Source organism: Microcystis sp. (assembly GCF_048564745.1).
Lineage (GTDB): Bacteria > Cyanobacteriota > Cyanobacteriia > Cyanobacteriales > Microcystaceae > Microcystis > Microcystis ichthyoblabe_A.
The window spans coordinates 22,967-30,155 of record NZ_JBLZRT010000054.1; the positions used below are offsets into that span (position 1 = coordinate 22,967).

Genomic DNA, 7,189 nt, shown 5'->3' on the forward strand with positions numbered 1-7,189 from the left:
TTGAGGCTCACTTGAGAATTCCTTGTGTTTTAAGTCTGGCCACAAAAGGCGACTCGATCGCTGAGTGCCGCATTTTTTGGGCATACTCCAGATCGGCAGCGATCGCCCCGTCCAATTCCTCTTTATGATCCCAATAGTAGGCGAAGGCTGAGTGAATCTGACTCATACTCAAATGGCGATGGTTGATTTGAATTTCTTCAGGAGTCCAACCGTAAGCCATCTGAGCCATCACCAGATCAATCACCTTCATTGTCGAGCTTGCAATCATTGGTATCCCGCGTTCGTCTATTTGAATATGCTTGTATTCGGTTAGTGCGGTTTTCATGATTAAACTTTCTCCGTTTACTTGTACTTTAGTTCCTAGCAATTTCTCAGGGGGAAAGTTCTGCTAGAGGGTAAAATCTTCGGTAATATTTGCCTCTCCCAGTCCCACCCTGACACTGAACTGTTCTCGCGGTGAACCACTAAACTTGAGTTGGATGTAATTGTCCAGTTCTCTTGCCTCAGTTTCCAAAAAGGTTTTCCCAGCCTCATCCAGCACCACTAATTGTAAGTGGGCAGGCAAATATTTCTGGTTTCGCATCGGATAAACCCTTAAAAGAACCGCCCTCGTTGCGTCAGTTTTAGGCAAGACAGCCACCATTAGAGTCACTGGGTGTTCCCCGATCAGCATTCCTAAATCTTTAACTCTCCTCAACCCACCTGCCAAGTTATGCGGAGCGAGCCGCCATAAACTCTCTGCCGCACTCCAACGGGTTTCTTCATCCTGAGTTGCCTCTAGCAAGTGAGTCAGAGCCGCCAATACCTCAGAAGATGCAGTTCCCATCTCTCCCAAGCGCAGTGCTGCTTGTCTGCGGCGATGCTCCTCCTGACTGGTATAAATCGTCTCAATTAAATCGCTAACCGTCTTGGAATCCATAAAATCAGCCCCGCGCTCGCGTAAGGCATAAGCATAAGCAAAACAGGGTTCTCCAGGTGCAAAAAGCTGTTCAATCGTCTGCCAGCTTTCCTCAAAAACATTTTGCAACCATTGGCTCAAATTGACTCGGCTTTTTAAGGAAACTGAACGAGATTGTTCCTTTTCAACAGCAAAGAGCCTTTCTAAACGGTAGTCTTGACTGGATTTCTGCCGCTCTGGTAAGCGATTAAGTTTTCCCAGAACTACTTTTTGGTTATTTTGGGCTGTCTCAAAGTCCGGGGAAGCGGGAGAGATATTTTCATACCCTTCACTAGCTTCTTGGTATTCCTCCCTAGCTTCCTCATATCGCTGCAAGCGAGTTAGATAATCCCCCATTAATTGGGCAATTTGGCCGTCTAGAAAGGAATTTCTTTCTTGATTTCCGCTAGTGCCTGACATAGTTCATTGTCCTCCTGTTGGTTGGCTTTTCCAAAAACTTCGATCCACTCCTCTTTTGCTCTCAGAGGTTCTTGCCAGTAAGCATGATAGAGAGCTTCAGCCAGATTGCCCCTTTCTCGATAGTACCGCTCCAAGACTTGATGGGCAGCCTGGGTTCGCTCCCGCTTCTGCTCGTGGTTGAAACGACGGATGAAGGGATGAAGACGATACCACCCTTCACCTTGTTGTTCTGCCTGCCAGACGAAGGAAAAACTGAGGAGCGAGTCAAAGGCAGCATGGGAGGGATTGCATTTCAAGGATTCGCCCAGATGAAAGTAAAGGTCTTCATTAAAGGCTCGACAGGCACTCAAGACATAAACCGCATCTTCCAACACCCTGTCTGTGTATTTCAGGAGTCTTTCTACCAAAATCCCTAATTTCCGATTAAATCCCTCTCCTGTCTCGGAAACGGATTGAAAGTCGGCAGCGGTAAAGGCTTCTTTTTTTTCTGGCGCCATCCTGACTAAATCCGCGCATAGCCCCAGCAAGAGAGGATGAACGGAATCGCCATCAAAACTACTATAGGCAATCAAGCTCTGCTGCACTTGGGTATCCTCAATTCCGACTCTTTGTAGGTAGTCGAGGGCATCGGTTACTTGAAAGTTGAACACTTGCCTGCACTCTAACTTGTCCGCTGTAATTGAACAATAGCTGGCTCGATGCCACTGGGGAATTTCCCGTCCTGCCATGACGATGACAATTTGGGGCAACTCCAACAACTGCGACAACAGACACCGCAGCCATTCATCCTGCTTGAAAAATCTGGCACTTCCTTGATTGCGCCCTTCTCCCCAAAAGGCTTCGTGGGTGTCGAAAAACAGCACCAGTTTTTCAGGAGCGCCCTCTCTTTGCATGGCGACCTTGAGATCTTCCGCAAAAAAGTTAGGTAAAGCAACAATCAATTCCGTATCGGGGTCTAACTCGGTGATCCGTTGAAAATCTTTTTTCTGGAGTCCTCGACCATTTAGGTAACGATTCAAGTCCTTACCCAAATGTTTTGCTATGAGATTCAACGTGCTGGCTGTTAGTGTCGCTAAGGTACCGGGCAAGCCTAGTATGGCCGCCAAGTCTTTGTTCTCCTGAGCGATCGTTTTAATTGTGTTAATAATCCCACCAACTACAAATAACTCTTGTGAAGGAAACCACTTAGTTATATCAGTTTCATTCGTGAGTTTTCCTGTCTGTTTTAAATGCCAGATGCAAGAAAATTCATAGAGCGGAAAAGAGAGTTTATATCCCAAGCGAACAGCATTGGTTATTAACTGATTATGCAAAATCAGTAGCCCGTCGAAATTGTCTTGAGGTTGTTCTGGTCGCGATGACCTGGCTGGGGATTCAAAATCCAACAGTGTGGCTGGCACAAATTGAAAGTCACTTTCCCAGTCAGTAATTGTCTTAATAAACTCAACAATTTCAGGATGGGTTTTGGTTTTAAGTTCTGTCCAAGTTTCTAAAGGAAAGCGCTTGCAACAATTTTCCAATAAGAATTTCAGCAGCAGCGACTTGCCATTGCCACCATCCCCATAGAAGAATAGGATTTTATGGGGGTCAAGCTCGTCATCGTTGAGATATTCTGCAAATCGCAAGGTTAACTCGTGTCGGTCGGTAAAGTGCCGGAGAGCGCGATTTAGCTGAGTTAACGAGGCTTTTTGGCTAGTGGGATCGCTGATGCTCATAGCCGTACTACTTAGAAAATGTAATTGCTATTAAAGTCTAAAATCTTCTCTAATTCTAGCCTTTCCTCTTGCCATGCGGACAATAAACTGCTCTTCCACTAAACCGCCAGACTTGAGGGTGCTGATTGGGTAGTATTGCTGAACTTCCCCCCCATACATATCTACTACAATAGCCGAAAACCCTTATCCATCAATGGATAAACCCATTAACTTTTCTTTATATACCCCGTGTTTATTGTAATATTCCTTAAATAGACAAATGGGGGAAGTTTAGGCTAAAATGGCGGCCGTGTATAGTGATTCAATTAGTATTATTTCGATCGAGTGAACTTAGTGGAATTTGAGAGTGAAGATTATCCATCAGAAAGGTTAATTGCTTGTCAAAATCCCTTAATCGCTGAGAAAAATCAAAAACAAACAGAAGCCTTATTCTTTACAATACAATAAAAGTGTAATTAAGCTTGTTGGGAGCCTGAGCTATGACTAACCCGAATTCGATCGAACAGCTATCGCAGGAATTACTCGATCTAGACCAAGTAGATGCCGATACCGGGGCAGATTTGCGGCAAAAAGCCCAAGAAATCCTCGCTGAAACCAGTATTGACCTACCGATTCGAGAAGCGATCGCCGATAGTCTCAGTCAAGGCAATCAACTACTTACCCTCAAAACCGTCGGCAAGGAAGAAAGTTACTAGCACATTTGGGGTCAAAAGTCAAGATGAAAGAAAAAAATTTTTTTGTCTGGCTGGGGCGATTTTTGGCCTCTTTTGGGCTGTTATCGGGGATAAGTGGCTGTAATTCCCCTCTCTTGATCACTCCCCAAGTTCCCGCCGGTGGTTTAAATAGTTTTGCTCCCGATCAATTCCCCAGTTATAGTGCTGATGGTCGCTATTTAGCCTTCGCTTCCGATCGATCCGGTCGTCGTAGTATATATCTATTCGATCTGCAAGAAAAGCGCTTAGTTAATCTTCCTAACCTAAATCGTAGCGATTCTAGCCAAGATCAGCCATCTCTGAATGCTGACGGTCGTTTAATTGCTTATATCTCCAGCGAACGCGGCAAGAGTGATGTCATGGTTTATGATCGTTCCCAGTCCCGTGCAACCCTGTTAACCGCTAACCTGCGGGGAAGCGTCCGTAATCCCACCATTAGCGGTGATGGTCGCCAAATTGCCTTTGAAACCAACCAAGACGGTCAATGGAATATTGCGATCGTTAACGGCCAATTTTAAACTTGTTCTACTCGGTCTTAATCGTTAAAACCTGCGGAGGGGTCGCATCTGGTGGATATAAAAAATTTACCTGTACTACACGCCAATCCCCGGGAGGAATAGTCAGACTCACTAAAGATTGCCCCTCTTGTCCGCGTCTTTGGACGAGATGGAAAAATCTGCTTTGTGCCTGTCCTTGGTCATCGCTATAATTGACGGCTACTGTTCCCCGAAAAAACACTTGTGGGGCAGCCGGATCGAGAAAACGCAAACCCTGACCGATAATATTCTCTTTAATCGGTGTTTCTAGCGCAATAGTCACCGTTTTCGCCTCATCACTTCGATTAAATAGAGGTAAACTTAACCGATATTCCACACCGTAATTACCATGAGCTTGATAGGCCGTATCGGGATAGCGAACTAACATACTAGCACTTTGATTTTGTTCCGTTCCCAGTTTGCCCCCGGGTAGGGTGCTAATCCCATAGGCTATAGATTGACCAGAATCAGGAATATTTAACCATAAAGAAGCTCGATCGACCAATCGGGCAGGCCAAGCTGAACCTTGGGACACCCCCGCTACCCGTCCATAAATTATCTGTCCTTGACTATGGGGAGGAGTGGGCGCTCGATCGCGCGGAGTCGATAAATCGCCTTTTTCCAGCAAATTTTGCCACTCTGTCAGATTTGGGGGTCTTTCCTGCCCATTTTCGTCTAGGGGTGCATAAAGAGCTAAACTAGCAGCGTAGAGAAGACCGTCACTTTCCAGACGAAGATAAGTGGACCTACCGTTTAAAGGGGGAGTCAAATCGCGCACGGGAATCGCCGCATTTAAGACCATAAAACTCTCCCCCGCCGGAATAATAATCCTATCGGGAAAAATATCCTGACGCTGCCCCATTAAAATATCCCCCATTACCCGACTTCCCGGCCCGGCAAAAACTGTCCCCTGATTATTTTCCACTTGTGCCGGTAAATCGATAAAAGCTGCATCCGGTTGACTCAAATAACTAGCCCCTTGCAGAATTTTAACGGTGACTGGATTAGGACTGGGATTGTGGAGTAATATCCCCAAATAAAGGGTGCGTAAATTATCGGGAAAATTCCCCCTGGCTACATGGTGGGCAAAAATATCAAAGCGTCCCTGAAAAGCATAATTTAAATGGGCCGAGGGGAGACTTTTCTCTTGGGGGGGAAAAGTCGAAAGCAAAATCCCTTCTCCTAGCAATAATTCGGGACTATTGCTATTAAAAACGGGAACTTGATCTAGTTGATTCGGTAAAGGACGCACCTGCACCGGTCGGATTATTTCTACACTAGGGGGAGTTTGGGCAATGGGTAGCAAAAAAGGTAACATCACAGAAATTACCATCTCAAGATAATTAATTTTTGATCATAGCATTACTGGCTCGCTCAATTTAGATAGTATTCTGTTTGTCCATATCTAGAGGATTGGTTAATATTTCTTTCTGGTGTTAGCTGACCTTTTTAGTTAAGTACAATCAAGAAAAATTATCAAATTTCCCAATCGTTATTGGCTCTTGCCATTGACCAAATCTATTGTCATCATAGACTAAAATCTAGATTTAACCGTGGTTTTCTGGAAACTTCGCCCGATGTCTAGATATCGATCGAGCCGGAATTGTTATGATAAATTCATGAAGTTTTATAACAGTATTTGCCCGTGAACAGGAACCAAATTGACTATCTCAGGATTAGTTTAATCGATCGCTGTAACTTTCGCTGTCAGTATTGTCTGCCTGAAGATGCAGAATTGGCCTATGTTCGACCGCAAGAATTACTCACCCGGGAGGAAATTCTTACTTTAGTCAAAAATGTCTTTATTCCCCTCGGTTTCCGCAAATTTCGTCTTACTGGTGGGGAACCTCTCTTACATCCCGAAGTAGTGGAGATTGTGCGCGATATCGCCTCTTTATCTGCCACTAGCGATTTAGCCTTGACCACTAATGGTTATTTACTTGACAATTTAGCCGAAATGTTGTATGAGGCCGGACTAAGACGGATTAATATCAGTTTAGACTCCCTCGACCCCGACACTTTCGATAAAATTATCGGTAATCGCGGCCGGAGTCGTTGGCAAAAAACTTGGGCAGGTATTCAAGCAGCCCAGAGGGTGGGTTTTGACCCCTTAAAATTGAATGTGGTGGTGATTCCGGGGATAAATGAGGCAGAAGTGGAAGATTTAGCGGCTTTGACCATCGAGAAGCGTTGGCACGTCCGTTTTATCGAGTTTATGCCCATCGGTAACGGTGATTTATTTCAAGAAAAAGCTTGGATTGCGAACGAGGAATTAAGGGGGCGAATTCGGGCAAAATGGGGCTTAAATGAGGGTCAAGTGCGGGGAAATGGTCCAGCCGATGTTTTTCAAATTCCGGGGGCTAAGGGTACAATTGGCTTTATTAGTCAGATGTCGGAATGTTTTTGCGATCGCTGCAACCGCCTACGTCTCTCGGCCGATGGTTGGTTGCGTCCCTGTCTCCTCAACGAAACCGGACAAATTGACCTAAAAACTGCCCTCCGTCAGGGAATTTCGCCGGCAGAAATCAGGGAAAGAGTGCGGGAATTAATAGAACTGAAGGCAGAAATAAACTTTAAACTGCGTGATTCTGGCACATCAAGTGGCATTTATACCCGTACTATGTCGCAAATTGGCGGCTAAAAATCTACTGTCCGAATTCTATTCTAGCCTGTTCTACCATTTCCACGGTAACTCGATCGGAACCGGCATGACGAGCTAATTCTTCTATCCTTTGACGCGCTTGGGAACGAACAAAATAGGGGATATTTTTCAGTTTTGCCTTGGCTTCTGCGGTCCATTGTAGTTGATCGGAAAAATCTAGAGCTTCCATAGATTTAACATATAGTAGTCCGTCCATTATACCAAAA

General features: G+C 45.1%; 8 protein-coding genes. 3 read left to right on the top strand and 5 right to left on the bottom strand.

Going from position 1 to position 7,189, the window contains the following annotated elements; translation table 11 throughout:
- Positions 1-7: 7 nt before the first annotated feature.
- The 3 genes from ACOCD9_RS08025 to ACOCD9_RS08035 all read right to left on the bottom strand — a co-directional run bounded on the left by ACOCD9_RS08025 (position 8) and on the right by ACOCD9_RS08035 (position 3,072).
- Positions 8-325, bottom strand: a complete 318-nt coding sequence (locus ACOCD9_RS08025; RefSeq protein WP_002748414.1) for a DUF433 domain-containing protein — start codon at positions 323-325, stop codon at positions 8-10.
- A 63-nt stretch (positions 326-388) separates the two neighbouring features.
- The gene (locus ACOCD9_RS08030) at positions 389-1,357 is read right to left on the bottom strand and encodes a DUF1822 family protein (RefSeq protein WP_287700126.1); all 969 of its coding nucleotides are present in this window, start codon (positions 1,355-1,357) and stop codon (positions 389-391) included.
- Positions 1,315-3,072, bottom strand: coding sequence for a hypothetical protein (locus ACOCD9_RS08035; protein ID WP_002777855.1), 1,758 nt, complete (start codon positions 3,070-3,072; stop codon positions 1,315-1,317). Before ACOCD9_RS08035 ends, ACOCD9_RS08030 begins: the two co-directional genes overlap by 43 nt.
- A gap of 479 nt (positions 3,073-3,551) precedes the next feature.
- Here ACOCD9_RS08035 and ACOCD9_RS08040 point away from each other — a divergent pair, with 479 nt between their 5' ends.
- Complete coding sequence (locus ACOCD9_RS08040; RefSeq protein WP_002737387.1) at positions 3,552-3,767, top strand: hypothetical protein; 216 nt, start codon at positions 3,552-3,554, stop codon at positions 3,765-3,767.
- Between the two features lie 23 nt (positions 3,768-3,790).
- Positions 3,791-4,303, top strand: a complete 513-nt coding sequence (locus ACOCD9_RS08045; RefSeq protein WP_287700127.1) for a TolB family protein — start codon at positions 3,791-3,793, stop codon at positions 4,301-4,303.
- A gap of 7 nt (positions 4,304-4,310) precedes the next feature.
- On the opposite strand, the gene ACOCD9_RS08050 is transcribed toward ACOCD9_RS08045, so the two are convergent.
- Positions 4,311-5,654, bottom strand: coding sequence for a DUF3370 domain-containing protein (locus ACOCD9_RS08050; protein WP_419547021.1), 1,344 nt, complete (start codon positions 5,652-5,654; stop codon positions 4,311-4,313).
- Positions 5,655-5,966: 312 nt separating this feature from the next.
- Between ACOCD9_RS08050 and moaA the strand changes: the two genes are divergently transcribed.
- A complete protein-coding gene (gene moaA / locus ACOCD9_RS08055; RefSeq protein ID WP_008205102.1) occupies positions 5,967-6,962 on the top strand; it encodes a GTP 3',8-cyclase MoaA in 996 nt (331 codons plus the stop codon).
- Positions 6,963-6,966: 4 nt separating this feature from the next.
- Here moaA and ACOCD9_RS08060 read toward each other — a convergent pair whose 3' ends face one another.
- Positions 6,967-7,152: a PCP reductase family protein gene (locus ACOCD9_RS08060; RefSeq protein WP_002795651.1), complete on the bottom strand. Its 186-nt coding sequence runs from the start codon at positions 7,150-7,152 to the stop codon at positions 6,967-6,969.
- Positions 7,153-7,189 lie beyond the last annotated feature (37 nt).

Coding starts and splice junctions, on each gene's coding strand:
- ACOCD9_RS08025 (WP_002748414.1), bottom strand. CDS start 325: ATGAAAACCGCACTAACCGAATACAAGCATATTCAAATAGACGAACGC.
- ACOCD9_RS08030 (WP_287700126.1), bottom strand. CDS start 1,357: ATGTCAGGCACTAGCGGAAATCAAGAAAGAAATTCCTTTCTAGACGGC.
- ACOCD9_RS08050 (WP_419547021.1), bottom strand. CDS start 5,654: ATGGTAATTTCTGTGATGTTACCTTTTTTGCTACCCATTGCCCAAACT.
- ACOCD9_RS08035 (WP_002777855.1), bottom strand. CDS start 3,072: ATGAGCATCAGCGATCCCACTAGCCAAAAAGCCTCGTTAACTCAGCTA.
- ACOCD9_RS08040 (WP_002737387.1), top strand. CDS start 3,552: ATGACTAACCCGAATTCGATCGAACAGCTATCGCAGGAATTACTCGAT.
- ACOCD9_RS08045 (WP_287700127.1), top strand. CDS start 3,791: ATGAAAGAAAAAAATTTTTTTGTCTGGCTGGGGCGATTTTTGGCCTCT.
- ACOCD9_RS08060 (WP_002795651.1), bottom strand. CDS start 7,152: ATGGAAGCTCTAGATTTTTCCGATCAACTACAATGGACCGCAGAAGCC.